Here is a 25677-nt window from a genome sequence, read left to right as displayed (position 1 = left end):
ACGTTGCAGGACACCACCGGGGAGCGCGCTAGGCGGCCTCGGGGTCCTTCTCGATGCCCAGCTCGTTGCCGGGGATGGAGCCCAGGAGCTTGCGCGTGTACGGGTGGCGCGGGTTGGTGAAGATCTCCTCGGAGGAGGCCGCCTCCACCAGCTCGCCGTTCTTCATGACGCAGACGAAATCGGAGATGAGCCGGACCACAGCCAGGTCGTGGGAGATGAAGAGGTAGGAGAGTCCACGCTCCGCCTGCAGGTTGCCAAGCAACTTCAGGATCTGGGCCTGGACCAACACGTCCAGCGCGGAGACCGGCTCATCACAGACGATCAGTTCCGGTTCAAGGGCCAGGGCGCGGGCAATGGCCACGCGCTGGCGCTGGCCGCCGGAGAGCTCCGAGGGGTAGCGGCGCAGCATGGAAACCGGCAACGAGACCTGCTCCATGAGCTCCTTGGTGCGGGCACGGCGGCTGGCGGGTGTGCCGATCTTGTAGGCGTCCATGGGCTCCTGGATGATCCGCCCAATGGTGAACATGGGATTCAGCGAGGAGTACGGGTCCTGGAAGACCGGCTGCACGCGGCGGCGGAAGTCCTTGCGGTCCGCCTTGGAGAGCTTGAGCAGGTCCTTGCCGTCAAAGACCATGGACCCGGAGGTGGGCTCAATGAGGCCAAGCAGCATGCGCGCAGTGGTGGTCTTGCCGGAGCCGGACTCGCCCACAATCGCCACCGTGGAGCCGCGCGGGATGTCCAGGGACACGTCCTTAGCGGCGTAGAAATCCTCGCCCCGCTTGCCGCGCACCGGATAGATCTTGGTGAGGTTGTGCAGCTCCACCAGGTTGGAGGGAGCCTCAGCCGGGGCCTCCTCCTGCGCGGTCTCCTCGCGCTCATCCAGCGGGGCCGTGTAGGCACCCGGCGCCTGGCGGATCGCGGCGACGGACGGCGCGGCCTTCACGAGCGCCTGCGTGTACGGATCCTGCGGGTCCTCCAGGATCTGGCGGGCGGAACCCTGCTCCACGATCCGGCCACGGTGCATCACCACCACATCCGAGGCGCGCTCGGCGGCCAGCCCAAGGTCGTGGGTGATGAGCAAGATGGAGGTGCCAAGCTCCGTGGTCATCTGATCAATCTGGTCCAGGATCACGCGCTGGACCGTGACGTCCAGGGCGGAGGTGGGCTCATCCGCGATGAGCAGGCGCGGCTTGCAGGCCAGGCCAATGGCGATGAGCACGCGCTGGCGCAGGCCGCCGGAGAGCTCATGCGGGTAGGACTTCACCTTGGTGGCCGGGTCCGGGATGCCGGCGCGGGACATCACATCCAGCACCTGCTTCTCCACGTCCCCGCGGCCGGCCATCTTGTTGACCAGCAGCGTCTCCGCGATCTGATCGCCAATGCGCGTGACCGGGTTCAGATTGGACATGGGGTCCTGTGGGACCAGGCCAATCTGGCGCCCGCGCACGCCGCGATACTGCTTATCTGAGAACGTGGCCAGGTCCTTGCCATCAAAGTCGATGGAGCCGGACGTGATGGTGCCGTTGTCCGGGAGCAGGCCGATGATCGCCATGGCGGTGGTGGACTTGCCGGAACCGGACTCACCCACAATGGCCAGGGTCTTGCCCTGATTCAGGGTGAGGGAGGCCCCCTGCACCGCTTCCACGGTCCCGTGCTGGGTGCGGAAGGAGATGGAGAGGTCGCGGACGCTGAGCAGCGGCTTGGGCTCCGACTGCGCGGAGGAGGCCTCGGGTGTGGCGTGAGTCATAGTGCACATCTTGCCGTAAACAAGGCCGGTTGCGCAGACCCCACTTCTCACGCCACGCCGTGAGGCCTTCTGTTACTCGCCCTCCGGTGCCTGTTGCTCCCCGGAATCCCGGATCAGCTGAGCCGTCTGATCCGCGATGGCGCCCTCCTCATCGGTGGGCACCACCAGCACCTTGATGGCGGAATCCGAAGCGGAAATGACGCGCGGCTCGCGGGACTTTTCCACGTTGGCCATCCGGTCAAGCCTCACGCCGAGCGCGCCAAGGCCCTCGCAGACCCGCTCGCGGAACTGCCAGGAGTTCTCGCCAATCCCCGCGGTGAAGACGATGGCCTGCGCCCCGCCCACGGCCACGTGATAGCCGCCAATGAACTTCTGCAGCCGGTACGCGGCCATGGCCAGCGCCAGCTCCGCCTCGTCATCCCCTTCGGCCGCGGCCGCAACCACCGCGCGCATGTCATTGCTCCCGGCAATGCCCTTGAGCCCGGACTCCTGGTTGAGCATCGAGTCCAACTCCTGCGCCGTGTACTCCCCGCGCATCATGAGCTGGGTCAGGATGGACGGGTCCACATCGCCGGAGCGCGTGCCCATCACCAGGCCGGCCAGCGGCGTGTATCCCATGGACGTATCCACACTGCGCCCCGCCTTGATGGCCGTGACGGAGGCGCCGTTGCCCAGGTGGCAGATGATCCCGTCAAAGCCGCGCACCGGAGTCCCCAGCAGCTGCGCCGCGCGGCCGGTGACGTACTCCGCTGAAGTGCCGTGGAATCCGTAGCGGCGCACACCGTGCTCCGTGTAGAGCTCATTGGGCACCGCGTAGCGCCACGCGTGCTCCGGCAGCGTGCGGTGAAAGGCCGTGTCAAAGACCGCGACCTGCGGCAGCGAGGGCCACTTACGCATGATGGCGCGGATGCCAAGGGCGTTGGCGGGGTTGTGTAGGGGTGCCAGCGGGGCAAGGCGCTCAATGGCGCGCGTGATCTCGTAGTTGACCAGCACGGGCTCGGCAAAGCGCTCGCCGCCGTGCACCACGCGGTGCCCCACGGCCTCCAGCCCGGGATCCTGGCCCAGCTCCGCGACCAGCGCGGCCTCCACTAGGTCAAGCGCCGCGCCGTGATCAGGGACGTCTCCGGAGCCAATCTGCTCCACCACACCGGAGAGCAGCTGGGTGTCGCTGTCCGTCTCGCGGACCTGGTACTTCAGCGAGGACGAGCCGGAATTGATGACAAGGACGCGCACGGTTCAGGACTCCTGGGATGAGGCGGGCAAGGGGGAAAGGGTCTGCGCCTGGATCGCGGTGATGGCCACCGTGTTGACGATGTCCTGGACGGTGCAGCCGCGGGAGAGGTCGTTGATGGCCTTGTTCAGGCCCTGCAGCACCGGCCCAACGGCCACGGCGCCGGCGGACTGCTGCACCGCCTTGTAGGTGTTGTTGCCGGTGTTCAGGTCCGGGAAGACAAAGACCGTGGCCTGGCCGGCCACATCGGAACCGGGCAGCTTGGAGGCGGCGATGGAGGCGTCCACCGCGGCGTCGTACTGAATGGGACCCTCCACCGGGAAGTCGGGGTGCGTGGCGTCCACCAACTCGGTGGCCTGCCGCACCCGGTCCACGTCCTCTCCCGTGCCGGAGGTGCCGGTGGAGTAAGAGAGCATGGCCACGCGGGGCGTGACGCCAAACTGCGCGGCGGTGGCGGCGGAAGCCAGCGCGATGTCCGCGAGCTGCTCCGCGTTGGGGTTCGGGTTCACCGCGCAGTCGCCGTACACCAGCACCCGGTCCGGCAGGCACATGAGGAAGACCGAGGAGACAATCTTGACGCCGGGGCGGGTCTTGATGAACTCCAACGAGGGGCGGATGGTGTCCGCGGTGGTGTGAGCGGCGCCGGAGACCATGCCGTGCGCCAGGCCAAGGTGGACCATCATGGTGCCCCAATAGGAGCGCGAGGTCATGCGCTCGCGCGCCTGCTCAAGGGTCACTCCCTTGTGGGCGCGCAGCCGCGCGTATTCGGCGGCAAACCGTTCCGTGCGCGCGTCGCGCTCCGGGTCAATGACGCTGACCCCGGAGAGGTCAATCCCGTGCTCCTTGGCCAGGCCGGCGACCGTGGGGCCGCCCAACACGATCAGGTCGCAGATGTCGCGGCGCGCAATGATCTCCGCGGCGCGCAGGATGCGCAGGTCCTCTCCCTCCGGGAGCACCACCGTGCGGCGCGCGGTCCGGGCCGTGGCCACGATCTGGTGCAAAAAGCGCACGGGCGTCATCATCTCTGGCGCCGGGAGCTCCAGGCGGGTGAGCAGCTCCTCCTCATCCACCGCCTGGTACCAAGCCCCCAGTGCCGCCGCCGTCTTGCGGGGAATGTTGGTCGTGAGCTCGCCGCGGACCTTGGCCACCAGCGTCGTGGCCTCAAAGGTGCCCATGTCCGTGACGTACACGGGGAAGGGGGCCTCGGCTAGGAGCGGAAGCACGGAGACCTCCACCGGCCGGCGGCCCGTGACCAGGACGCCCGCGGTGGAGGGGAAGCCGGAGGTGCGGCTCGCGGCGACCGCCGTGGCGAGCACGTCGGTGCGGTCCGAGGGGGTGACCAGGAAGGTGTCATCCGACTCGAAGCGCTCCAGCAGGTAGCCCACATTCATGGCGGCGACGATGATGTGGCGGATGTCCCGATCATCCGCCGGGGTGCCCGCGATCAGGCGCGCGCCCAGCGCGGAGGCCACCTCGCCCACCGTGGGGGCCACCACGTCCTGCAGCTCCGGCACCACGTAGACCTTGCGCGCGGAGAGGCCGGGGCGCACGGTGGCGCGCAGCTGATCCACCGTCTCCGGATCCGCGCGGTTCACGATCATGGACAGCAGCGAGACGTGATCCTCATAGAAGCCATCCCGGGCCACGTCCACATCATCCGCGGCCTCCTGCGCGGACTTGCCCGCGCCGTTCACCACACCCACCACGTGGCAGCCAAGGTGATTGGCCAGGCGGGCGTTGAGCTCAAACTCGTGCGTGGAGTCGTGGCCGGTCAGGTCCGTGCCCTCCACGATGATCACGTCAGAGTTCGCGGCGACCCGTGAGTAGGCATCCAGCGCGCGCGAGTAGATTTCTTCGGTTTGCCCGGCGACCATCAGTTCGCGAGCCTCCGCGCGGGTCAGGCCCACGCCCACGCGCTCCGGCGGCAGGTCAAAGAGGCTGGACATGAGGCCAGCCGAGGGGTCCTGCGCCGGGTCCGCGGACTCGGTGATGGGACGGAAAAAGCCCACGGTGTCCGCGCGCCGGTGCAACAGGTCCCCGAGCCCCAGGACAATCAGGGACTTTCCGGCTGCTGCGGTGGTGGCGCTGACGTAGAGGCCGCGGGTCATGTGCTCTCCCTGCAATGAAAAACGGACCCGGCTCAGGCGCGCAGCCGGGCGGTGCATGGCTCCCACCTGCTCGACGCCGCGTGCCCAGGTTCCCGGGCGGCGTCGCCTACTGAGGTGTTGCCAGCAACGCTACTCGGGCGGGCGCCGCGGCGCGGCGGTGCGGCTCACATCCCGGGCGGTCGCGTGAGGTGAGATGGGTCGCTGCCCTGATCGGGTGCGGAGCTGGCGCGGCGGCCGGGGCTCGCTAGAACAGCGCCGGCTCCAGCGCCGGGTCGTAGCCCTCCAGGTCCAACAGGAACCGCTTGCGCTCCAGCCCGCCCGCGTAGCCCGTCATGGCGCCGTCTGATCCCACCACGCGGTGGCACGGAACAATGATGCTCAGCGGGTTGTGCCCCACCGACTGCCCCACGGACTGCGCGGCCTTGGGCTTGCCCATCTGCGCCGCGATGGCCCCGTAGCTGGTGACCTCCCCGGCCGGGATGGAACGCAGAATCTGCCACACCAGCTTCTGCTTGGGTGTGCCCGCCGGGTTCAGGGGCACGTCGAAGTCCGCGCGCTCCCCGGCCAGGTACGCGCCGAGTTGCTCTGCCGCGCGGTCCAGCACCGGATCCTGGCCCTGCTCCACGCGCTCGCCGAGCGTCGCGTCCGTGGGGAAGTAGCGGTGATCCTCAAACCACACGCCCGTGAGTGCCTGGCCGTCTCCGGCCAGGATGAGCGTGCCCAGTGGGGAGGTGATCAGCAGGTGCCGCGCGGTGCTCGGCGAGGCGGCGTGCAGTGTGCTTGCCATGGTGGTCTCCAGGTGATGGTCATGGTGGGGCGGTTAGCCCCAGAGGTGGAGGGCGGCGTAGGAGCGCCAGGGTCGGGTGGTGCCGAGCAGGGTTTCCAGGCCCCTGCGGTCCTGAGCCAGGCCCAGCGTACGGGCCCGCGAGAGCAGCGCGGCGTCCCCGGACAAATCCACATCGGGATCACCCACGGACCGCAGCGCCGCATACGCCAGCGTCCACGGGCCAACCCCTTTGAGCGCGCCGACGCGCTCCAGTAGCGCCGCGGTGCCGTCGCGGTCGGCCGGTTCGCCCGCCTCCGCGAGCAGGGCCAGGGTGCGCTCAAGGGCCTGCCGCCGGGCACCCGGGCCGCGGAACCAGCCCGGAAGGGTGGCCAGGGCCTCGGCTGCGCTGGGGAAGGCGAGCAGCCGGGTGGGCTCGGTGGCGGTGGCGTCCCCGTCCCTCACGGTCTGCACCAGGCGCGTGAGCTGGGCCCGCCCCGCGGCCACGGAGACCTGCTGCGTGCAGATGGCGCGCAGCAGCGATTCCGTCAGGGTGGGCTCGCCGGGCAGGCGCGCGCCTGGACGATGGGCCACAGACTCCGTGAGCCACTCATGGCGTGACAGCGAACTGTCAATCGCGGCGCTGTCCGCGTCGAGGTCAAAGAGGTGGCGTGCCGTGGCGACGGCCGCTGGGAGGTCCGCCGCGTCGTCGAGCACCAGGTGTGCGCGCAACTGCCCGGTCGAATCCACACCGATCCGGGCCTGTCCCGCGCCGCGCGGCAGGCGCAGGCCCACGCTGTAGCTCCCGGCGTCCACGCGGTCCACGCCGGGCAGTGTGCGTGCGCCAAACCAGCGCAGGAGCCCGTCGAGGTCCAGGGCGCCGCCATAACGCAGGCGCGCGCTGAGGCTGACCGGCGTGCCGGGCGCGGTGGGGCGCGGGCTGCGCCGGGCCGCCGCGCGCAGATCCCCGGGCGTGCGGGCGAAGAGCTGGTACATGGTCTCGTTGAACTGACGCACGCTGCCAAAACCGGCGGTGAAGGCGATGTCCGTGGTGGAGAGATCGGTGGAGGCCAGGAGGCGAAAGGCCGTGCGGGCACGGTGCGCGCGGGCGTGGGCCAGGGCCGGCGCGCCCGTGGACTCCGTGAGGAGCCGATTCAGCGTGCGTGCGGAGGTGCCAAGTCGTTGTGCCAACTGCGGAACGGTGCCGCCGTCCAACTCGCCGTCCTCGATCAGTGCCAGCGCTTGGCCGGTGAGCGTGGCATGCGGATCCCATCCTGCGGTGCCGGGCAGCGCCTCGGGGAAGCAACGCAGGCACGGGCGGAATCCCAGCTGCTGGGCCTGCGCGGCCGTGCGGACAAAACGCACGTTCTTGGCCTGCGGCGTGGGCGCGGGGCAGGACGGGCGGCAGTAGATCCCCGTGGAGGTGACCGCGGTGTAGAACGCGCCATCAAAGCGGGTATCGCGCGCGTCGATCGCGGCGTACATCGCATCGAAGGGCGGCAGCGTGCCGGCGGGGGTGGCGGCGACGGCGGCCGGCTGGCCTGGCGCGAGGGCTGCGGTGGGGACCATGTCTCTATGGTGCCGCGAATCCTCGCCGAGCGCTGGCGGTTTTTGGCCACGGGAATCAGGGCGTGGGCGCGGAGCGGGGCGCCCCTCGCGTTGGCGGATCCCCCGGGTATGCGAGGATCCCCCGTCTATTCGACGGGGGATCCTTGAGAACCCAGGGGATTCGCGCCAACCCAGGAGGGCCTCAGTCCTCCCGGACCTTCACGCGGAGGGCGTTCTTCCACGGATCCTCGAACAGCAGCGTGCGGCCATCGTCCTGCTGCGCCACGCCGCGCGAGGCAAGGCGCTCGCGCAGGGAACCCAGCGCCGCGTCGCTCGGCAGGAGCAGGTCAATCTCTCCCAGGCCAAGCGCCGGCGTGCGGAACATGGCGCCGCGGGACTCCCAGGTGTTGGCGGCCAGGTGGTGGTGGTAGCCGCCCACGGAGAAGAAGATGGCCTGATCCCCCAGGGTGGTGGTGACGTCAAAGCCCACCACGCCCTCGTAGAAGTCGCGCGCGGTCTTGGTGCTACCCACCTTGAGGTGGACGTGGCCCACGGAGGCCGACTGGTCCGTGCCGACGGGGTTGCTGAGGCCGGCCTCGGTGAGGTGCTCCTGGACGTAGGCGTTGGGATCCAGGTAGACGGTGCCCATGCTGATGCGGCCGTTCTCCCACGTCCAACCCTCGCGCGGGCGGTCGAAGTAGAGCTCCACGCCGTTGCCCTCTGGGTCGTCAAAGTAGAAGGCCTCGGAGACCGAATGGTCCGCGGATCCGGTGAAGTGCTGCGGGTACTTGCGCGCCACGGAGTACACCGAGGCGGCCAGGTCGGCGCGGGAGTCAAAGACGATGGCCGTGTGGAAGAGCCCGGCGGAGCCCTGCGGCGCGTGCTTCAGCGCCGGGGACTGCTCCAGGATCACGCTGGGGACCCCGTGGCGGCCCAGGATCGCCGTGCCGCCCTGCTGCGCCAGCACGGAGAGGCCAACGCCCTGGTGGTAGTAGCGGATCATGGCGTCCAGATCCGCGACGTTGAGGGTGACCGTGCCGACGTCACTGCGGGCGTCGAGCTTGTCTTGGGTGTGGATGCTCGCCATGGCGGCTCTCCTTGGAGGTCTGGGGGGATGGTCGCGGGGCGACCCGCGCACTACATTACTTGAAGCAACAAGTAATGTAGTGCGGATATTCCGCAGGGGCTCCTAGAGCCTGCGTCAGCCCTCCGCGGGTGCGGGTGCGAGCGTCGCGACCGACGCCGGATTCACCGGCAGCTCCAGCGCCTCGCGGCCGCGACCGCGCACCAACAGGTACCCAAGCGAGGCCAGCAGGATCCAGCCAAAGCCGATGTAGAGCGCCCAGATGGTGGTGGGGCTAAAGGCCTGCGCCACCAGCACAAACGCGCAAAACGCCATCGCGATCCAGCTCGTCACGGGTGCTCCGGGCATGGGGTAGACCGAGCGCTCGCCCGCCAGGCGCATCTCGCGGCGCATCCTCAGATGGGCGGCCAGGATGAACATCCACGTGGCCACCGTGGCAAAGGACGCGATGGAAGCCACCATCAAGAAGAGCGTGTCCGGAATGAGCAGGAACGCGAACAGCCCCAGCATCAGCGCCACCAGCACCACCATGACTGGGATGAGCGGCACCCCGGAGCCGTTGGCCCGCCCAAAGGACGCCGGTGCGTGGCCCTGCTTGGAGAGCCCGTACATGAGCCGTGCGGAGGCATAGGTAATGGAGTTCATGGCGGAGAGCGCGGCGGTGAGCACCACAAAGTTCACGATGTGCTGCGCGGCGGGCAGGCCAAGCGCGGAGAACACGGTGACAAAGGGGGAGGAGCTGGGATCCAACTGATTCCACGGCACCAGGCACAGGATGACCGCCAGGGAGAGCACGTAGAAGAGCAGGATGCGCACCGGCACGGAGTTCACGGCCTTGGGGATCACGTGCTCCGGGCGGTCCGCCTCACCGGCCGTGGAGCCCAGCGTTTCGATGCCGCCAAAGGAGAAGGCCACCACGCCAAGGGACATGATGATGCCCCACACGCCAAACGGCGCAAAGCCGCCCGGCTCCGCCCAGAGGTTCGTCACGGTGGGCGTATGCCCGCCAACGGACACCCCAAACACGAGCAGCGCCAGGCCGCCACCAATCATCGCGACGATCGTGGCGACCTTAATGAGAGAGAACCAGAACTCCAGCTCCCCAAAGACCCGCACCCGCAGCAGGTTCAGGCCAACGATCAGCAACATGGCGCCCGCCATCCACACCCATCCGGGGGTGCCCGGGGCCCAGAGCGCCATGTAATGCGTCACCGCCGTCATGTCCGCGATGGCGACCAGCAGCATCTCGAACACGAACGTCCACCCGGACAGGAAGCCGAAGTACGGCCCAAGGTAGCGGTGCGCATAGTTCGCGAAGGAACCCGCCACGGGGTGGCGCACGGCCATCTCACCCAACGCGCGCATCACCAAGAACACCGCGGCGCCGGCCACCAAGTAGGAGATCAGCACCGCCGGTCCGGCAGAGCGAATGGTCTCCGCGGAGCCCAGGAAGAGCCCCGTGCCCACCGCAGAGCCGATCGCAATGAAGCGCACGTGACGCATGGACAGGCCGCGCCGCAGCTCCCCGGCAGGGGTGCCGCTCGCGCCGGACCCGGCGGAAGCGGCGTCGTTCGGGGAAGAAGGCAAAGAGGGGTGGTTCACGGGAAGGAACGGTAGCGCCTCGGGGCCGCCCGCGCCGATTCGGTGCCTCCTTGTGTCGGGGCATGTGTCGGGGAGCATGTGCCGGGGCAAGTGTCGCGGCACCCGGCGCGCTCCCAGGCCAAGCACCGCCCGTGGTCACATCCGGTCGCAACCTTCATTGGGCGCGCAGACGATGAGAGTCTGTAAGACATGATCGTCGCCTTCTCCGTCTCCCCGTCCGGCATGGATCACGCCGATGGATCTGTGCACGACGCCGTGGCGTCCGCCGTGCGCGTGGTCCGCGACTCCGGCCTGCCCTTTCGCACCTCCAGCATGTTCACCGAGATTGAGGGCGACTGGGATGAGGTGATGGAGGTGGTCAAGCGCGCCACCGCGGCCGTGGCCAAGTACGGCACCCGCATCTCCCTGGTGCTCAAGGCGGACATCCGCCCGGGCCACACCGGTGAGCTCACCGGGAAGATTGACCGCCTGCAGCGGGCCATCGCCACGCAGGATCAAGAAGAACAGGGCGGCGCACAGCCGTCCCTGACCCGCGACACCCGAGCCATGTTGGGCGGCTCCGAGGCGTGAGCGCGCGGGCGGGAGAGGAGCGCATCCTGAGCACGCAGGACATGGCCACGGCCCCGTCCACGCCGGCGGAGGTGGACGCCTTTTTGCAGGCCAAGCTGGTGGACGAGTCCCCGCTGCTGGCCCGCGTGCGCGCCCGCAGCGCCGCCGCCGGCCTGGGCGCGGACGCCTCCAGCCCGGCCGAGGGCAAGTTTCTGGCGCTGCTGACCCGCCTGTGTGGCGCTCGCCGCGTCCTGGAGATTGGGACGTTGGGCGGCTACTCCGCCGCCTGGATCCTGGACGCCCTTCCGCAGGACGGGCACCTGCATTCCCTGGAGATTGACCGGGCCACAGCCGCCGTGGCCAGGGAAAACCTGGCGCTCGTTGACCCGGAGGGGGAGGGTGCCCGCTGGACCGTGGAAACCGGGCCAGCGGTCAAGGCCCTGCACCAGCTCACCTGGACGCGCCAAGCGCCCTTTGACCTGGTGTTCATCGACGCGGACAAGGCCTCCACCCGCGTGTACCTGGAGTGGGCGTTGCGTCTCACGGCCCCGGGATCCGTGGTGGTGGTTGATCAGGTGATCCGCGCCGGAGTGGTGCGGGGCGCGGAAACTGAAGCGGCGTCGTCGGGCGCTGTGTCCCAGGCGGAGGCGCGCGGCATGGCCGAGGCGCTCGAGTTGCTGCACACCGACCCGCGCTTTGACGCCACCGCACTGCAAACGGTGGGCGGCAACGGCTGGGACGGCTTCGCGATCGCCCTGGTGACCGGCGCCGCCGCGCCAGGGTCCGTGGCCCAGCGGGTGAACGTGGAGCCCATGCGCCCAGAGACCGTGCGCGGCGCCCTGGAGGTCAAGAACCTGGGGTGGCGCCAGACCTTTGAGCGCTACATCGCGGACGGCTGGCTGGACGCCATGGATTCGCGCCTGGATCAGGACGTGGCCGCGTGGCTCACCGCGCTGAAGCGCCCCGGAAACCGCACGCGCACCGCCGTCGCCGTCACCGAGGATGGGGAGGTGGTCGGCATGGCCTCCGCCGCGCCGGTCCTGGAGGAGTCTGACCGGCTCGCGACGGGCGCCAAGTGGGAGCTGTTCACCATGTACGTGGCGCGGGCCTGGCAGGGATCCGGCGTGGCCAGGCGGCTGGCGGATGCCGTGCTGGGCGACGAGCCGGCCCTGCTCTGGGTGCTGGAGGAGAATTCGCGCGCGCACGCGTTCTTCGAGAAACTCGGCTTTGCGCCAGACGGCGCCCGGGAGGAGTTGCCGGAGGAATGGTCCGGCGCGCACGACATCCGGATGGTGCGGCGGGCCTGAGCGTTCCGGCGGTGTGGCCTGCGCGGTTGGCCTAGGCTGTGGCCTACTGCGCGGCACCCGCGAAGAAGGGACACACCATGAGCCAGTCGCCCCAGAGCGCTGAGACGTTGCCCGCGGGCGTGCGGATCCGGCCCCTGACGCCCCAGGACGTTCGCGGTGCCATCGCCGTGAAGAATCGCGGCTGGCACGACGCCTATTCGGCCTGGCTCAGCGCCGAGGCGCTGGCGGGCATGGACGCCAATTTTGAGCGCACCGTGGCCGGGTGGACGGCGGCGCTGGAGGAGGGCCGCCTGCTCCCGAGCTGGGTGGCCATAGGGCCCGACGACGCCGTGGTCGGCCTGGGTAGCGGAGGTCCGGTTGAGGTGACGGCTGAGAGAGCGGGGCGGCTGGCTGGGGACTCTGCCGGCGCGGTGGCGCGCGGGGCGCGGATGGTGCGCGCCGCGCAGGCGTGAGCACACGCCGTCGGGCAGGAAGGTCGGGCAGGAAGAAAGGGTGAAAGAGATGTGGCAATCGCTCCTGGGCGATGAGGTGGGAGTCCAGCTCATGCTGCTTGGCTCGGCCTTTGTGCTGTGTTCCGTGATTGGCGTGGAGCGGCAGGTGCGGCGCAAGTCCGCCGGCTACAGCACGCACGTGCTGGTGGGGCTTGGCGCGTGCATCTTCACGCTGATTTCCGCCTACGGTTTCTCCGGGCTGGCCGGCGCAGACACCCCACACGACCCCACGCGCATCGCGGCGCAGGTGGTCTCCGGGATCGGATTCCTGGGCGCCGGCGTGATCTTCAAGGGCTCCAGCACCGTCCGCGGGCTCACCACCGCAGGATCCATCTGGATCACCGCCGCCGTGGGCATGGCCTGCGCCGCCGGCATGGTGGCGCTCGCCGCCGTGGCGACCGTGGGATACCTGATCACCCTGCTGGTCTTCGCGCCGCTGGTGCGCAAGATCCCCACGGATTCCGCAGACACAGACATCCGGGTGGTCTACACGGACGGCACCGGCGCCATGCGGCACATCCTCGAAGTGGCCTCCAGCAACGGCTTCTCCACGTCCTTTGAGGGCTCGCGCAAGACCCAAACCAAGGACGGCGCCACGGTGGTGACCGTGGACCTGCGCTTCCTTGGCGGAGCAGCCCCGCAGACCATGATTCCCGCGCTGACGGAGATCCCCGGAATGCGCAGCGTCAAGAGCACCAAGGCGCTGGCCACGGCGGAGGGCGAGGACGTCGACTAAGAGGCCGCGGTCGGTGGCTGGTGGCCGTCTCAAAGTAGGCTGGGGTGTCCGCGAGAATCCCGCGGCACGGCAGCGAAGGAGTGGCGGTTGGGACGCAAACGGGCCGGCAAAGACCAGGGTGAGCAGGCGGCGTCGAGCACCGAACAGCGCCGCCCCCGCGAGGGTACCTGGGAGACCGACACCGGCACGGTGCGGCTGGAACGCGACCCGTATTCGGCGGATGCGTGGATCGTGTTTGTGAACGGCGTGCCGTCCTCCCATGTGGACCTGGATCATCCCGAACGGCTGGACTTTGAGTACATGCGGTGGATGGCGGCGATCCTGGCGCAGCGCTGGCCGTCGCCGGAGCGCCTGCGCGTGCTGCACCTGGGCGGCGCCGGCTGCTCCATGGCGCGGTGGGTACACGTGACGCATCCGGACGCGCGGCAGGTGGTGGTGGAGCTGGATGCCAAGCTCACCGTGTTGGCGCGCGAGTGGTTCCGACTGCCCGCGGCGCCGCTGCTGCGCGTGCGCGCCGGGGACGCCGGCCAGGTGCTGCCGACGCTGACCGCGCAGACGCGGGACGTGATCATCCGCGACGTGTTCGCTGGTTCGCTCACGCCCGTGGAGTTGACCACGGCGGAGTATCACGCGGAGGCCAAGCGGGTCTTAGCGCCGGACGGCGTGTACCTGCTGAACGTGGGCGACGCCCCGGATCTGGCCCATCTTCGCGCGGAGGCGGCGGCGCTGCGCACCGTCTTTGCGCACGTGGCCGCGGTGGCGGACCCGGCCATGCTGAAAGGGCGCCGGCGCGGGAATGTGGTGGTTGCGGCCTCCGACGCACCGCTGCCGCTGGGCGCCGGGCTGACGCGCAGGCTGCTGACGGACGCGCTGCCGGCGTCGGTGTGGGACGAGGCGGAGCTGACGCGCTTCCTGCGGTGACGGGGCGCTGAGGGATTCTCCACCGGGTTTTGGACGGGTACCCGAACAACGGACGTGGTGACGGCGAAAAGCCGGTGGAGATCCCTCACAAACAGATGGGCGACGGCGCGGCGCCGGGTGTTGTCCCCACACTGTCGGGAGGCGCTGTGGTCAGGTCCGCGGCCCCACCAGCATGTGGGGATGAAGAGTTTAGTCGAGGCAAGAATTCCCGGTGACCTCCTCGTCGGTCCGGGTGATCAATCGCTCCGGAGGGCTTACCGAGCCGGGAAGTTAGTCCGTTTGGGGCCCGGCGTGTACATCGATGCCAAGACGTGGGTGGAGTTGCCCCACCACCAGCGGTTTCTGCGATTGGTGGCGGCCAAGACCCTGCGGGCCCCGGACACTGTGTACTGCGGAGAGACAGCGCTGCGCTTGGCTGGCCTGCCCACGCTCGGGGTCCCGCAGCACATTGAAGTGGCCACCGCTCGACCGATCCGCCTGGGCGTAGAGGACCCCACCTGCCGGGCGGAGGCGTCAGCGCCTCCGTGGGTTCATCGCGAGATCATGGACGTGCCGAGGGTGAAGAGGCATCATCACCCCTTTGAAACTCCCGTGAGAGTGGGGGATTTTTGGTGCGTTCCCCTCCACGAGGCGGCTGGCGAAACGATGTCGACGGCACGTTTGGGGCACGGCCTGACCGCCATCGACGGGATGCTGAGGCATGGGCCCGCGATGGGTATTTCCGCCGAACACGTGGAGGGTTGGCTTGGCGATCAGGCTGTGAAGTGCCGCAGGGTCAAGGGCTTGCAAGTGCTGGCGTTGGGACGGCCGGGAGCAGAGTCCCCGTTGGAATCGGGAAGCCGCGCGGTTATGTATCAGCACGGATTCGAGGAACCAGTGCTGCAGCAGCGACACACGGATGCCCAAGGGCTGATCGGTTTCTCGGACTTCTGGTGGGCGGAGCAACGCATCCTCGCTGAGGCGGATGGTGCCGCGAAGTACCTCGATGCGGAGATGAAGGACGGGCGGGAGAGCTGGCATGTCATTCGCGATGAGAAGCGGCGGGAGGCGCGGCTCGCGGCCGTGAGCAACCGAGTGCTGCGCTGGATGTGGGAGGACATGGCACATCCGCATCGCTTGGTGCAGCAGCTCAGTGCAGCCGGCTTGCGGAGCGATCCGCGGCGTCGGATTCGTCTGCTCTGACGCGATGTCGCTTTTCCACCGGGTTTTCGCCACTCACCCGAGCGTTGATCGGTCCTGGAGCGAAAACCCGGTGGAAACTTGCCGCGGCCTGACGGGCGGGCCCGGGATCCGCATCAGGCTAAGGGATCCGCGAGGCGGCTACGCCCCCGCGCCGGTCCAGCCGTCGATCAGGCCCATGCTGAAGAAGACCACGAACAGGCCAGCCACCACCCACATGAGCGGGTGTACCTCCTTGGCCTTGCCCTGCACCAAGCGCACGAACACGAAGGACACAAAGCCGGCGCCAATGCCGTCGGCGATGGAGTAGGTGAACGGCATCATGGCCACGGTCAGGAACGCGGGGAGCGCAATGCCCATGTCGTCCCAGTCAATGTTCTTGACCTGGCGCATCATCATGTAACCCACGCACACCAGGGCGGGCGCCACGGCCTCGAACGGCACAAAGTTGACCAGCGGGGAAAGGAACATGGCCACGATCAGCAGCAGCCCGGTGACGATGGCGGCCAGGCCGGTGCGGGCCCCCTCGCCGATTCCGGCGGAGGACTCTACGAAGATCTGGTTGGAGGACACGGAGGAGCCGCCGCCGGCGATGGCGCCGGCGGCGTCCACCAGCAGCACCTTGTTGACGTCCTCGATCTGGCCGTCCTTGTCGATGGTGCCGGCCTCCGTGGCTAGGCCAACCATGGTGCCCATGGCGTCAAAGAAGATGGAAAGCAGGATCACGAAGACCAGCAGGATCGCGGCCAGCGCGCCAAGCGAGCCGGGGGTGAACGCGGCCAGGTCCACCTTGCCGATCAGGGACAGGTCCGGCGTCTGCCACGTGAAGTTGGCTCCGGGGACTACCAGCGACCAGCCGGTCGGGTTCACGAGCGCTCCGGTGGCGTCCTTCTGCCCGCCGATGTGGAATACGGCCTCCAGGATGTTGGCCAGCACGGCGGAGACGATGATGCCGATCAGGATGGCGCCCTTGGCCTTGCGCACCAGCAGAGCAATGGTCAGCAGCAGCCCCACCGCAAAGACGAGCGTGGGCCAGCCGCTGAGCCGGCCGTTGATGCCCAGGGCGAGCGGCGTGCCGCCGGGGCGAGAGAAGCCGGCGTTGACCAGGCCAACCAGCGTGATGAAGAAGCCGATGCCCACCACAATCGCGGTCTTGAGTCCGGCGGGCACGGCGTTAAAAACGGCGGTGCGGAAGCCGGTGAGGACCAGCACAAACATGATGACGCCGGCCACCAGGACCAGTCCCATCATGGACGGCCAGCTCAGGTTGGGGTGGGTGGCCACGGTGGCGGCCACCAGCGCGTTGACGCCGAGGCCGGTCGCGATGGCGAAGGGGTGCTTGGCCCAGACGCCCATGATGATGGAGAGGATGCCGCCCACAAAGGCGGTGGCTGCGGCCACCTGGGGAATCCCCAGCTCGGTCCCGGCCCCGTCCGGGCCCACCAGGATCAGCGGGTTGAGCACCACGATGTAGGACATCGCGAAGAACGTGGCGAAGCCGCCGCGGACCTCGCGCGCCAGCGTGGAGCCGCGTTGGGAGATCTTGAAGTAGCGGTCCAGGCCGCCGCGGGCAGCGGGGGGTGCTGTGCGTGATGACATGAGCGCTAGTTTATCGGCGCGCCGTTCTTCGGGGGCAGTCCATTGCGCAGGTGAGGCGCGAATACGGCCTTTAAACCGCCACGATGTGAGCGGGATCTCGGGGGTGGGATGCGTCCTGGCGCGCTGAGGTGTTGAATGAGAGTCCCTCCAGCTGGAAGGAGTGGTCCCATGACCGCGAACAATAGCCCCCGTGAGGACAATGCCGAGGACGGCGTCCGTGAGACGCCAGGCAACGCCACGATTGTGGTGGGCGTGGACGGTTCCGAGCAGTCCTATGACGCCCTGACGTGGGCGGCAGCCGAGGCCAAGCGGCGTGATTTGGACGTCGAGGCCGTGATGTCTTATTCCATTCCCACCTTTGTTGCGACGGCCATGGACGCCGGTTACGCGGCTCTGGATGACGAGACTCTGCGCACCGGCGCGGAGCAGGTGTTGCGAGATGCGCTGGTGGAGTTGGAGCGGCGGCGTCTGTTGCCCGACGGCGATCAGTTGGTGAGCGCGGACCGCGTGCGTGCATACGTGGAGACGGGTGACGCGGCCGGCACGCTGTTGGAGTACAGCAAGAGCGCGGCGTTGGTGGTGCTTGGTGCCCGCGGGCACGGCGGCTTCATGGGCCGCCTGCTCGGTTCGGTGTCCTCCGCGGTGCCGCCGCATGCGCACTGCGCCACGGTGATTGTGCCCAGGGGTTGCCTGGATCGCGAGGACGAGGAAAACATTGTGGTGGTCGGCGTGGACGGCTCGGAGCGTGCGCGTCTTGCCATGCTCGACGCCGGTGGGGAGGCTTTGGCGCGCGGCTGCGGCCTCCGGGTGGTGTGGGCTTTGCCCCCACTCACCGGCACGCAGGCATGGGTCTCTGCCGCCATTGATCAGGAGGCTGTGGTCCAGGAGATGGAGGAGCAGCTCAATGCCGCTGCGGATTGGCTGCGCCACCACTTTGAGGGCCTGCATGTGGAGACCCGTGTGACGGTGGGTATTCCGGCGCAGGTGTTGGTGGAGGAGTCCCAGCGCGCGCGCATGGTCATCACCGGCACACGCGGGCGCGGCGGCTTTGCCGGCGTGCTGCTTGGATCCACCTCACAGAACGTGTTGCGCCTGGCCAAGAGCCCGGTGCTGGTGGTCCCGAACCGCTCGGATCAGCGAGTGGAGAACCGCCCCAACTTTGGCCCCATGCCGGACGCCGACTAGGGCAGAAGCAGCCGGGTAGCTCACCCACATAACGAAGGAAGCCGGCCCCTCAGGGGACCGGCTTCCTTCGTCTTCGCGGTGCGTTACCGCGTGGGGCCGTGACTCGGGCCGCGGCCGGCTCAGTAGCGAGCGGCCAGCGGGTAGAGGTTGTTGACCCAGCTCAGCGGCGTCGGGGAGATACCGGCGCTGGGGTTACGGGCGTGGACCACCTGACCGTTACCCATGTAGATCGCCACGTGGTACATCGAGGCGCCACCGTTGCTGGAGGAGAACACCAGGTCACCGCGCTTGAGCTGGCTCAGCGGGATGCGCTTGGGGGCGTTCTTGAACTGCGAGGTGGAGGTGCGGGTCATGCTGATCCCGGACTTCTTGAAGGCCGTCAGCGCAAAGCTGGAGCAGTCAAAGTAGCGGGGACCGTTGGCGCCGAAGATGTAGCCGTAGTAGTTGTTGGCGCCGATGTCCATGGCCCAGTCGATGGCTGCTTCCTTGCTGGAGGAAGAGCCGCCGTTGTCATCCGATGCGCGCTCGGCACGCTTCTTGGCTGCGGCGCGCTCGGCTGCCCGCTTGGCGGCGGCCTTCTTTGCTGCCTTCTGGGCGGCGGCGCGGGCCTGGGCCTTCTTCGCAGCCGCGGCCTTCTTGGCCTTGGCCTGGGCGGCGGCCTTCTGGGCGGCCTTGCGCTGCTCCGACTTCTTCTCCGCGGCAGCGGCTGCGGCCCGCTTCTGTGCCGCGGCCTTCTCCTTGGCGGCCATGGCAGCGGCGTCGGCCTTGGCCTGCTCGCGCTTCTGCTCTGCGGCCTTCTCTTCGGCTGAATCCTTGGAGTCGTTGTCTCCGGACTGCTCCTGCTCTGCCTTCTCGCGAGCGTCCTTGGCCTCCTGCGCCTTCTTCTTGGCCTCAGCGTCAGCCTTGGCCTGGGCGTCCGCCTTGGCGTCTGCCTCCTTGTCGGCCTTCTCCTGTGCTGCCTTGGCTTCCGCGGCAGCCTTGTTGGCCTTGTCCTGCTCAGCCTTCTCCGCGGCCTTCTCGGCTGCTTCCTTGGCTTCTGCGTCCTTCTGGGCCTGTGTCTTGCTGCCCGCCGACGAGCCTTCCTCTTGCCCATCGGCGGACGAATCTTCGGTGCCCGGGACGTTCGCGGGGCGGGGCAGGCCCTCCGCGGAATCATCCTTGGCCTCGGCCGCTGCCTTCTCGGCTGCGGCCTTGCGGGCTGCCTGCTCTTCTTCGGCCTTCTTGGCGGCCTCTGCCTTCATGGCGGCCTTGAGGGCCTGCTCGCGCTTGACGTTCTCGCGCTTGGTCAGCGCGGCCTCTTCCTGCTTGAACGTGGTGCCGTTGAGCACTGCGAGGCGGGCGATGAGCTGCTTGCGGGCGGAATCCTGGGCCTGCACCTCGGTGCGGTAGCCGGTGGCTTCCTTCTGTGCGTCCGCTTCGGCGTCGGTCTGCGCCTTGACTGCGCGGTCGGACTCGCGCTTGGCGGCCTCGGTGTACTTGGCCCACGCGCTGGCCAGGGCGGCGTCAGACTCGGAGGACTTGAGGTTGCGAGTGCGGGACTCGGCCAGGTTCTTCAGGGTCTGGGACCGATCCAGGGCCTTCTGGGCGTCGCCGGTGAGCAGCTCGCCAACGGACGGGTTCATGCCGCCGTTGCGGTAGCTCTCGGAGGCAATCTGGCCCACCTGCTTCTGCGACTCAGCCAGGCGCTTCTGGGCGGCTGCGGACTGGGTCGTGGCGGTGGTGGCCAGCTCCTGGCGCTTGATGGCCTTCTGCTGTGCCTCGGTGAGGGCGTCCCAGCTGCTCTGGGCGCGCTCTGCGATCTTCTCCACGGCGCTGGAGGTCGTGTCCAGTTCGCGCTGGAGGCGCTCCGCCATGGTCTTCTTGGCCGCGGGGTCCACCTTGGCGGAGTTGACCTCTGCCTCGGAGGGCACGGAGGCCACCTGGATCTGCTGGTTGGTCGCCGCGGTCAGGGCCAGGTTGGCCTGGTTGGACGGCTGGGCCAGGGAGGTGGCGCCGGTGAACGTGGCAGCAACCAAAGCGGCGGTGCCGACAGACACGCCGATGGCAAGTCGCGAAGCCATGGGGGTTCCTCACTACAGGGGGACAAGATGATGAGCGATGCTCGCTGTTTCGTGATCTAACGGTTCCGTTTGATCACAAATTGGTGAACGTCACTTGATCACCATACGGAACATGACCACCAGTGGCAACACCTGTCACATAGGCAACATAAACCACAGTTCATGCGAGCCGGGGAGCCCTCTAAACAACACGAATGTGATTTACCGAGCGGGAAGCACCCCGTCCGCCGGATCCCCTTCCCAAGTCGACCCAACTGCGAGATTATGATCGAGTAGCGCTTGAAACAATCAAGCCTAATCACCACGTTGAGGCCACACGTCGCGCTCCCCTCCGGGACGGCGCTGGCCGGGAAGGCGCCACGGCATGGCCACCACGCATATGGAACAGGAGCTGCGCTCGCAACCAGAGGTCTGGACGCGCGCCATCGGCGAGGCCAAGGAGCGCCGCGCGGTGGATCCGATCGCGCCGCAGGGCACCCGGGTCGCGGTCATTGGCTGCGGAACCTCGTGGTTCATGGCGCAGGCCTGGGCCAAGGCGCGCGAGGGCGCGGGGGAGGGCCTCGCTGACGCCTTCTCCGCCTCCGAATCCGACCTGGAGCTGCGCGTGGGTGACTACGATCTCCTCGTGGCCATCACGCGCTCCGGCACCACCACTGAGGTCCTGGAGGTGCTGGCGCAGCTCAAGGGCAAGATCCCGACGGTGGCGCTCATCGGTGATACCGACACCCCCATCGTGACCTTGGCGGATCGCATCGTTGCCTTGCCGTATGCAGATGAGAAGTCCGTGGTGCAGACGCGCTTCGCGACCACCGCCCTGGCCTACCTCCTCACGGACTCCGGCCTGGACCTGGGCACGGCGGTGGCGGATGCCGCGGCGGCCGTGGACGCGCCCACCCCGCAGGACCTCATCGACGCGGAGCAGTTCACCTTCCTTGGCCGCGGCTGGACCTTTGGCCTGGCCAATGAGGCGGCGCTGAAGATGCGTGAGGCCGTGCAGGGCTGGACCGAGTCCTACCCGGCCAAGGAGTATCGCCACGGCCCCATCGCCATCGCCGGCCCGCGCCGCGTCACCTGGATGCTGGGGGACGGGCCCTCCGCGTTGCGCGGCGAGGTGGAGGTCACCGGCGGCACCTATCTGCATCACCCCGAGGTGCACCCGCTCGCGGAGCTGGCCCGCGTGCACAAGGTGACGTTGGACCGGGCGCTGGCCCGCGGCCTGAATCCTGACGAGCCGCGCCACCTCACGCGCTCCATCATTCTTGACGGTGACGATGCCTGAGGCGCCGGGCCCCCTGCTGCTCTTTGACGTGGGTGGGACGGACGTCAAGGCGGCGGTGGCCCACGGCCCGGATGGCGTCCTTGGCCCCGTCACCCGCGTGCCGGTCCAGGTCGGGGACGCGAGCGGTGCCGCGCTCGTGGAGCAGCTGGCGGGGCTGGCGGCCCGGCTTCTTCCGTCCCAGCGGCCCGCCGCGGTGGGCCTGTTGATCCCTGGAATCGTTGACGAGGCGGCGCGGATCTCCGTCTTCGCCGCGAATCTTGGGCTGCGGCGGGCGCCCCTGGCGGACGCGCTGGCGGCGCGCTTGGGCGTGCCGGTGGGTCTGGGGCACGACGTCGGCATGGCCGCGGAGGCTGAGCTGCTGGAGGGCGCGGGAGCGCACGACGCCGCGAGCGTCCTTGTTGCTGTCATCGGCACCGGAATTGCCGCGAGCGCCTTCATGGACGGCCGCCGCGTTGCGGCCCCGGGCGCGGGCGAGCTGGGCCACGTGCCGGTTCCCGGCGGACTGCAGTGCAGCTGCGGCGCCGTGGGCTGCCTCGAAACCGTGGCCTCTGCGGCGGCGATAGCCCGGGAGTACGAACGCCGCACGGGGGTGCGTGTGCGCGGCGCCGAGGAGGTCTTGCGGCGTGGGCAGCAAGGGGATTCAGTCGCCATCGAGGTCTGGGCCGGTGCGGTGGAGGCGCTGGCCTTTGGCCTGCACTGGTGCATTGGGTTGTTCGGGACGGACCGCGTGATTGTGGGCGGCGGGCTCTCCGGCGCGGGCGAGCAGCTGCTGAGCCCGCTCCGCGCTGCCCTGGCGCGCCGCCTCTCTTTCATGCCCGTGCCGGAGTTGGTGACGGCCACGCTTGGCGCGGACGCCGGCCTGCGCGGCGCGCGCCTGGTGGCGCTGCGCCGCCTGGAGCAAGCCCACGCGGAGCAAGGGAGCCAGTCGTGATCTTGACGGCCACCCCGGCGCCCGCCGTGGATCAGACGGTCCACCTGGACCAGTTGCGCCTCGGTGAGGCCCAGCGTGTGGGTCCTCCCGTCATCCGTCCGGGCGGCAAGGGCATCAATGTGGCCCGCGTCCTGGCCTCCAGGGGCCATGCCGTGCGCGCGGTGACCACGCGGGGCGGGGCGGAGGGGGAGCTGCTCGAGCGCACCCTGAGTCACCTTGGAGTGGACGCTCGGTGGGTTCCGGTCGCCGCACCCACGCGGCGCAGTACGGCCTGGGTGGAGGCCTCCGGGCGCACCACGGTGCTCAACGAGCAGGCCGGGGCGTGGACGGAGGCGGAGTGTGAGGCGTGGCTGGACTCCCTGACCGTGGCGGTCGAGGGGGCGAGCGCCGCCGCGCTGTGCGGCTCCTGGCCGGCCGGTGCCCCTGCCGGCTGGGTGAGTCGCAGCCTCGAGGTTCTTGCTGCCGGCGGCGCGTACACGGTGGCGGACACCTCTGGGCCGCTCCTGCTGACCGCGGCGGCCGCGGGCGCGTCTCTGCTCAAGCCGAATGTGGAGGAGCTGGCGGAGGCCACCGGCACCACGGACGTGCAGGCCGGGCTGGGCATCCTCTTTGGGCTCGGCGCCCAGGCGGTCCTGCTCAGCCGTGGCCCGGACGGCATGAGCCACCACACCCGCGAGGACCCCGCTGGCCTGCACGCCCGCCTGGATGCGGTGCTCACCGGAAATCCCACGGGTGCCGGGGACGCGGCCGTGGCCGGCTGGCTCTCGGTGGTGGCGCCCCTTGGCCGGGCCCCGCTGGGCGCGGAGCGCGAACGGGCGCTGCGCACGGCCGTGGCCTGGTCCGCCTCCGCGGTGCTGGCGCCCGTGGCAGGGGAGCTGACGGAGGACGCGGAGCGCTTCATGCAGCGGGTGCAGTGTGGCTAGCGATGCGCGCCAGCCCCGCTGCCAGCCCCGCCCCCAGCCCCGCCCCCAGCCCGCGCCGGCTCGCCTGCGTGAGCCCGCGGCGTCGGGCCGTGACGTGAACCCGCCCCACCCCCTCCCGAAGGAGCAACCGTGCCTCTGATCCCCACCCGCGAGCTCTTGGCGCAGGCGCGTGCCGCCGGCCGCGGCCTGCCCGCCTTTAACGTGATTCACCTGGAATCCGCGGAGGCGATCCTTGGCGGCGCCGAGGACGCCGGGCTGCCCGTGATCCTGCAGATCTCGGAGAACGCCGCCACGTATCACGGCGGGCTGGCGCCCATCGCGCGTGGCACGCTCGCCGCCGTGGAGCGCTCCGGCGCGCGCGCTGCGCTGCACCTGGATCACGCGGAGGATCCGGCGCTGGTAGAGGAGGCGCTGTCGCTGGGTTTTACGTCGGTGATGTTCGACGCCGCGCGGCTGGCTGACGAGGAAAACCGCCGGCTCACGGAGCGGGTGTGCGCGCGGGCGCATGCGGCGGGTGTGTTGGTGGAGGCGGAGCTGGGCGAGGTGGGCGGCAAGGACGGCGCGCATGCGCCGGGGGTGCGCACGGACCCGGCGGAGGCGGCGCGCTTTGTCGCTGACACCGGCGTGGACGCCCTGGCCGTGGCCGTGGGCTCCTCCCATGCCATGACCCAGCGCACCGCCGCCCTGGACCTGGGGCTGATCTCTCGGCTGCGGGAGGCGGTCCCCGTGCCGCTGGTGCTGCACGGCTCCTCTGGGGTGGCGGATGCGCACTTGCAGGAGGCCGTGCTTGCAGGCATGACCAAGATCAACGTGTCTACGCACCTGAACAAGGTCTTCACTGCGCGACTGCGCCAGGTGTTGGAGGAGCATCCGGAGTGGGTGGATTCGCGCAAGTATCTGGGCCCTGCGCGGCAGGCCATGCGGGCGGAGGTGGCGCGCTTGGCTGCCGTCATCGTGGGGCCGGGGGCCTAAAGCGCAGGAAAACTAACAAACCCCTTGACGGGCGGGATGCGTGAGCGGCAAAATGGTCGCACTTGCAAAAGTGTGATCGCAATCACTCAGAAATCATCATTTACGCGCACCGGCGGCCGTTGGGTCGGTTCGAGGAGAGGCATCACCATGAAGAAGACCTGGCGCACCGGCGCACTTGCGGTCGCAGCGATTGGCGCGCTGGCGCTCAGTTCCTGCGGCTTCTCCGGAGACAAGGGCGGCGATTCCGCCAGCGGCTCCGGCGGAGGGTCCGGCGAGAGCGTTGCGCTGACCATGCTGATCCCGACCTACTCGGACGGCACCAAGGGCCTGTGGGAGAAGACCATCTCCGCCTTTGAGGCCAAGAACCCCAACATCAAGATCACGTTGGAGGTGCAGTCCTGGGAGAACATCGAGGGCGTGCTGAGCAACAAGATCCAGTCCAAGCAGGCCCCGGACATCTACAACGGCGGCGCCATCTCCTCCTTCGCGGAGGCCGGCCAGCTGGCCAAGGCGGAGGAGATCACCTCCCCGGAGACGCTGGCCAACTTCACGGATTCCTTCTCCGAGAATGAGAAGGTGGCTGGCACGCAGTACGGCCTGCCGCTGATTGCCTCAGACCGCGCGCTCTTCTACAACAAGGCACTCATGAAGGAAGCCGGCGTCACGGACGTGCCCAAGACCTGGGATGAGCTGCTGGAGGCGTCCAAGAAGATCAAGGACAAGACCGGCAACCCCGGCTACGGCATGCCACTGGGCAAGGAAGAGGCCCAGGCGGAGGCCGCCATGTGGATCCTTGGTGCCGGCGGCAGCCTGGGGGACGAGCAGAACATCACCATCGAGAACGATCAGACCAAAGACGCCTTTGCTCAGATGAAGAAGATGATGGACGCGGGCGTGACGCAGTCCAACCCCGGATCTACCCAGCGCACCCCCATGATGTCCGGCTTTGTCCAGGGAAAGATGGGCTTTGTGTACGCCCTGCCGCCCACAGCGGCGGACATCAAGAAGCAGAACCCCAAGCTTGACTACGGCATTGCCCAGCCGGCCACCAAGGACGGCAAGCCGGTGACGCTCGGTGTGGCGGACCGCCTGGCCTCCTTCTCCCAGGACCAGGCCAAGAAGGACGCCGTGAAGAAGTTCATGGACTTCTTCTTTGCCGATGATCAGTACCTGGCCTTCGTGAAGGGCGAGAACTTCCTGCCCACCACCAAGTCAGGCGCCACGGCCATGGGCTCCGATGAGGCACTTAAGCCCTTCATTGATCTGCTGCCCAGCTCCAAGTTCTACCCGACCACCAACCCCGCGTGGTCTGACACCGATGCGGCGTTTAAGGCCCTGCTCGGCAAGCTGGAGAAGTCCTCCGCTGAGGACATCGCCAAGGAAATTCAGGCTAAGGCGGACGCGGCCAGCTAAGGCCGACCCGCGCCGACCCCCCGCCCGCGCCTGAACCCAGGCCCGCGCC

The 25677-nt window shown here is 68.8% G+C and carries 21 protein-coding genes; 12 read left to right on the top strand and 9 right to left on the bottom strand.

The window, feature by feature from the left end:
• Positions 1-28: 28 nt before the first annotated feature.
• The 7 genes from DWQ67_RS12415 to DWQ67_RS12385 form a co-directional block, all read right to left on the bottom strand.
• Positions 29-1747 carry an ABC transporter ATP-binding protein gene (locus DWQ67_RS12415; protein WP_199712716.1) on the bottom strand — a complete coding sequence of 573 codons (1719 nt, stop codon included), beginning with the start codon at positions 1745-1747 and terminating at the stop codon, positions 29-31.
• A 72-nt stretch (positions 1748-1819) separates the two neighbouring features.
• Positions 1820-2980: an acetate kinase gene (locus tag DWQ67_RS12410; protein ID WP_121485921.1), complete on the bottom strand. Its 1161-nt coding sequence runs from the start codon at positions 2978-2980 to the stop codon at positions 1820-1822.
• 3 nt (positions 2981-2983) lie between these two features.
• Positions 2984-5086, bottom strand: a complete 2103-nt coding sequence (gene pta, locus DWQ67_RS12405) for a phosphate acetyltransferase (RefSeq protein WP_121485920.1) — start codon at positions 5084-5086, stop codon at positions 2984-2986.
• A gap of 244 nt (positions 5087-5330) precedes the next feature.
• Positions 5331-5873, bottom strand: a complete 543-nt coding sequence (locus DWQ67_RS12400; RefSeq protein ID WP_121485919.1) for a methylated-DNA--[protein]-cysteine S-methyltransferase — start codon at positions 5871-5873, stop codon at positions 5331-5333.
• Positions 5874-5906: 33 nt separating this feature from the next.
• Positions 5907-7418 (bottom strand): Ada metal-binding domain-containing protein, encoded by a 1512-nt coding sequence (locus tag DWQ67_RS12395; RefSeq protein ID WP_121485918.1) that lies wholly within the window; start codon positions 7416-7418, stop codon positions 5907-5909.
• A gap of 181 nt (positions 7419-7599) precedes the next feature.
• Positions 7600-8484: a VOC family protein gene (locus DWQ67_RS12390; RefSeq protein WP_121485917.1), complete on the bottom strand. Its 885-nt coding sequence runs from the start codon at positions 8482-8484 to the stop codon at positions 7600-7602.
• A gap of 114 nt (positions 8485-8598) precedes the next feature.
• Positions 8599-10083, bottom strand: a complete 1485-nt coding sequence (locus tag DWQ67_RS12385) for an amino acid permease (RefSeq protein WP_233556082.1) — start codon at positions 10081-10083, stop codon at positions 8599-8601.
• Positions 10084-10272: 189 nt separating this feature from the next.
• Here DWQ67_RS12385 and DWQ67_RS12380 point away from each other — a divergent pair, with 189 nt between their 5' ends.
• From DWQ67_RS12380 to DWQ67_RS13650, 6 genes are all read left to right on the top strand, one after another.
• Positions 10273-10653 carry a thiamine-binding protein gene (locus tag DWQ67_RS12380; RefSeq protein WP_121485915.1) on the top strand — a complete coding sequence of 127 codons (381 nt, stop codon included), beginning with the start codon at positions 10273-10275 and terminating at the stop codon, positions 10651-10653.
• Complete coding sequence (locus tag DWQ67_RS12375) at positions 10650-11939, top strand: GNAT family N-acetyltransferase (protein ID WP_121485914.1); 1290 nt, start codon at positions 10650-10652, stop codon at positions 11937-11939. The genes DWQ67_RS12380 and DWQ67_RS12375 overlap by 4 nt, the downstream gene beginning before the upstream one ends.
• Before the next feature lie 77 nt (positions 11940-12016).
• A complete protein-coding gene (locus tag DWQ67_RS12370) occupies positions 12017-12391 on the top strand; it encodes a hypothetical protein (protein WP_121485913.1) in 375 nt (124 codons plus the stop codon).
• A 49-nt stretch (positions 12392-12440) separates the two neighbouring features.
• Entirely contained in the window at positions 12441-13166 is a 726-nt protein-coding gene (locus DWQ67_RS12365) for an MgtC/SapB family protein (protein WP_121485982.1), read from the top strand.
• 87 nt (positions 13167-13253) lie between these two features.
• Positions 13254-14087 carry a spermidine synthase gene (locus DWQ67_RS12360; RefSeq protein ID WP_199712715.1) on the top strand — a complete coding sequence of 278 codons (834 nt, stop codon included), beginning with the start codon at positions 13254-13256 and terminating at the stop codon, positions 14085-14087.
• 645 nt (positions 14088-14732) lie between these two features.
• The gene (locus tag DWQ67_RS13650; RefSeq protein WP_147433697.1) at positions 14733-15269 is read left to right on the top strand and encodes a hypothetical protein; all 537 of its coding nucleotides are present in this window, start codon (positions 14733-14735) and stop codon (positions 15267-15269) included.
• Positions 15270-15407: 138 nt separating this feature from the next.
• On the opposite strand, the gene DWQ67_RS12350 is transcribed toward DWQ67_RS13650, so the two are convergent.
• Positions 15408-16865, bottom strand: a complete 1458-nt coding sequence (locus DWQ67_RS12350) for an NCS2 family permease (RefSeq protein ID WP_121485911.1) — start codon at positions 16863-16865, stop codon at positions 15408-15410.
• Between the two features lie 168 nt (positions 16866-17033).
• Here DWQ67_RS12350 and DWQ67_RS12345 point away from each other — a divergent pair, with 168 nt between their 5' ends.
• A complete protein-coding gene (locus DWQ67_RS12345; protein WP_121485910.1) occupies positions 17034-18050 on the top strand; it encodes a universal stress protein in 1017 nt (338 codons plus the stop codon).
• 119 nt (positions 18051-18169) lie between these two features.
• Here DWQ67_RS12345 and DWQ67_RS12340 read toward each other — a convergent pair whose 3' ends face one another.
• A complete protein-coding gene (locus DWQ67_RS12340; RefSeq protein ID WP_121485909.1) occupies positions 18170-20110 on the bottom strand; it encodes a C40 family peptidase in 1941 nt (646 codons plus the stop codon).
• Positions 20111-20474: 364 nt separating this feature from the next.
• On the opposite strand from DWQ67_RS12340, the gene DWQ67_RS12335 reads away from it, so the two are divergent.
• The 5 genes from DWQ67_RS12335 to DWQ67_RS12315 all read left to right on the top strand — a co-directional run bounded on the left by DWQ67_RS12335 (position 20475) and on the right by DWQ67_RS12315 (position 25628).
• On the top strand, positions 20475-21389 hold the full coding sequence (locus DWQ67_RS12335; RefSeq protein WP_121485908.1) for an SIS domain-containing protein: 915 nt from the start codon (positions 20475-20477) through the stop codon (positions 21387-21389).
• The gene (locus tag DWQ67_RS12330) at positions 21382-22320 is read left to right on the top strand and encodes an ROK family protein (RefSeq protein ID WP_121485907.1); all 939 of its coding nucleotides are present in this window, start codon (positions 21382-21384) and stop codon (positions 22318-22320) included. Before DWQ67_RS12335 ends, DWQ67_RS12330 begins: the two co-directional genes overlap by 8 nt.
• On the top strand, positions 22317-23243 hold the full coding sequence (locus DWQ67_RS12325; RefSeq protein WP_121485906.1) for a 1-phosphofructokinase family hexose kinase: 927 nt from the start codon (positions 22317-22319) through the stop codon (positions 23241-23243). Before DWQ67_RS12330 ends, DWQ67_RS12325 begins: the two co-directional genes overlap by 4 nt.
• Before the next feature lie 129 nt (positions 23244-23372).
• Positions 23373-24215, top strand: a complete 843-nt coding sequence (locus DWQ67_RS12320) for a class II fructose-bisphosphate aldolase (RefSeq protein WP_121485905.1) — start codon at positions 23373-23375, stop codon at positions 24213-24215.
• Between the two features lie 147 nt (positions 24216-24362).
• Positions 24363-25628, top strand: coding sequence for an extracellular solute-binding protein (locus DWQ67_RS12315; protein ID WP_121485904.1), 1266 nt, complete (start codon positions 24363-24365; stop codon positions 25626-25628).
• Positions 25629-25677: the final 49 nt, after the last annotated feature.

Origin of the sequence: Galactobacter caseinivorans, assembly GCF_003640665.1 — a bacterium.
Taxonomy (GTDB): domain Bacteria; phylum Actinomycetota; class Actinomycetes; order Actinomycetales; family Micrococcaceae; genus Galactobacter; species Galactobacter caseinivorans.
The sequence above is the reverse complement of the archived record's forward strand: the minus strand, read 5'-3'. Positions and strand labels throughout refer to the sequence as shown.